This window comes from Actinomadura geliboluensis (assembly GCF_005889745.1).
GTDB classification, from domain to species: domain Bacteria; phylum Actinomycetota; class Actinomycetes; order Streptosporangiales; family Streptosporangiaceae; genus Spirillospora; species Spirillospora geliboluensis.
Genome location: NZ_VCKZ01000668.1, coordinates 1 through 2601 on the forward strand (window position 1 = coordinate 1; position 2601 = coordinate 2601).

2 protein-coding genes are annotated in these 2601 nt (G+C 70.9%); both read left to right on the forward strand.

Features of this window, described 5'->3' with window-relative positions:
• Window positions 1-1867, forward strand: a 1867-nt coding sequence (locus tag ETD96_RS43280; protein ID WP_138642272.1) for an alpha/beta fold hydrolase, incomplete at its 5' end; no start/stop codon positions are given.
• A gap of 47 nt (window positions 1868-1914) precedes the next feature.
• Window positions 1915-2601, forward strand: a 687-nt coding sequence (locus ETD96_RS43285; RefSeq protein ID WP_205719756.1) for a thioesterase II family protein, incomplete at its 3' end; no start/stop codon positions are given.

A 2601-nucleotide genomic window follows, 5' to 3' on the forward strand; every position in this document is an offset into this window, starting at 1 on the left:
GGTGGTCCAGTACTTCCCCGGCGCCGGCTACCTGGAACGAGTGCTGGACGCAGCCATGGGTTTGCTGGCGCCGGGCGGCCGGGTGGTGGTGGGCGATGTCCGCAACGCGGTGACGCATCGGGTGCTGCTGGAGGCGGTGCAGCGTACGGCGCATCCACATGCTTCGGAGGAGCAGTTGCGGACGCTGGTGGAGAAGGCCGTACTGGCCGAACGGGAGTTGGTGGTCGCGCCGCAGTGGTTCACCGATTGGGCCCGGCAACGCGGCGTCGTGGTGGACATCCGGCTGAAGAACGGCAGGGTGCACAACGAGCTGACACGCCACCGCTACGAGGTCGTCCTGCACAAGGACCCGGCCGACGTCCTCGACCTGACCGGCGCACCGGCGCTGGCGTGGGGCCGCGAGGTGTCCGGCCTGGACGAATTCGACGCGCTGGCCCGTCGCGCAGACCTGGCGGACGGCCCGGTACGAGTGACCGGGATACCCAACGCACGCCTCGCCGAAGAGGTCCCCGTCATCGGCGACCCGCTCGATCCGCAGGAGTTCGCCGACTGGGCGCGGCGGCAGGGGAGGGACGCGGTCCTCACCTGGTCCGGCGACTCCGTCCACGCCTTCGACGCGGTGCTGCTGCCCCCGCCCCGGTCGGGCCACCGGATCGTCTCCGGTGGGTTCGTCCCCCACGGGACGGGCGGGACGATCCGCGTCAACACCCCGGCGCTGGCGAGCTCCATCGGCCCGCTCCTCTCCGAGCTGCCCGGCTACCTGCGCGAACGCCTCCCCGACTACATGGTCCCGGCCACCCTCGTCCCGCTCTCGCAGATCCCCCTCACCCCCAACGGCAAGCTTGACCGGCGGGCACTGCCGTCGCAGCACGCGAGCGTCGGGAGCAGCCGGGAGCCGCGCAACCTGACCGAACGAACGCTGTGCGCCCTGTTCGGCGAGCTGCTCGGCCTGGAGGGCGTCGGCATCGACGACGACTTCTTCGCGCTCGGCGGGCATTCGCTTCTGGCGGTCCGGCTCATCGCCCGCATCAGGGAACGTTTCGGGACCGACGTCCCCCTCAGGACGGTCATCAAGTACCCGACGGTGGCGGAGCTGGGCACGCTGATCCTCGCCAACAGCGTCCCCCAGGAGCACGCCGACCCGTTCGGGGTCGTGTTCCCGCTGAACGGCGATCCCGGAACGGGGAAGCCTCCCGTGTGGTTCTTCCACACCGGAGGCGGGCTGAGCTGGGCGTACTTCAGCTTCGAGCCGTATCTGCGGGACCGGCCGCTCTACGCCCTGCAGTCCCGCGGCCTCGACGGCGAGGGCGCGCTGCCGGGGTCGGTGGAGGAGATGGTCGACGACTACGTCACCGAGATGCTGGAGATCCAGCCGGACGGGCCGTTCCACCTGATCGGCTGGTCGTACGGCGGGACCGTCGTGCACGCCGTCGCGGACGCGCTCGACCGGCGCGGCCACGAGGTCGCCTTCCTCGCCATCCTGGACTCGCTGCCGGGCCGCGAGTTCAAGGAGCAGGCCGGCCGGGACCGCTCCGAGTTCCGCAAGGAGCTGGAGGACTTCCACAAGCAGTTCATGAACGTGGGCGACCAGGAGGGCCTGCTCGACGCCATGTCGGAGGTCCTGACCAACAACATGCACATCATGGCGGAGTTCGAGTCGCCGGTGTACCGCGGCGACGTGCTGTATTTCAACGCGGAGATCAAGCCCCCGGGGGTGCTCCAGGGATCCTGGGCGCGCCTGTGGCGGCCGTACGTCCTCGGCGCCCTGGAGGTGCACGACGTGCGCGCCACGCACTTCGACATGCACATGCCCGGGCCAGCGGCCGAGATCTTCGAGGTCATCACCCGCCGGCTGGGGGCGATGTGACCGGGAACCGAAACGGAGTTGCTCAGGTGAAAGCCACGTTGTTGTGCGTGCCGTTCGCAGGAGCGGGGGCGTCGTTCTTCCATCCGTGGCGGGCGCTGTCCGCCGGCCGGTGGCGGGTGGTGCCGTTCGAACTGCCCGGCAGGGAGCGGCGGCTGCTGGAGACGCCGTACCGGAACGTCGTCGAAGCGGCCAAGAGCGAGGTCGACGGCGTCGTCGAGGCGCTCGGCGAGGGGGCGCGGACCGTCCTGTTCGGGCACAGTTTGGGCGCGGTGCTCGCCTACGAGCTGGCGCACCTGCTGAGGGCGCGCGATGTGCCGGTCGAGCGGCTGGTCGTCAGCGGTTCCCCCGGCCCCTGGACGCAGCGCGAACGGCGGGCGACGGGGCTCCCGGACGAGGAGTTCCTCGCCCGGGTGGAGGAGTTCGCGGGCTTCCGGCACGAGGCGCTGGACCACCCGGAGATGCGCGAGATGATCCTGCCCGTCCTGAAGGCCGACTGCGAGATGCACGAGGACTACGTCCCGAGCACGGACGAGCCCCTGCCGGTGCCGATCTGCTCGGTCCGGGGCGCGTCCGACGGCCTGGTCAGCGCCGACGGGGCCCGGGAGTGGCGGGACGCGACCACGGGCGCGTTCGGCTACGCCGAACTCCCGGGCGATCACATGTACCTGGTCGATCGCGCCGCCGAGGTGCTGGACCTGATCGAGGCGGAGTCCTCCGGCGGTCCGGGCCGGAAC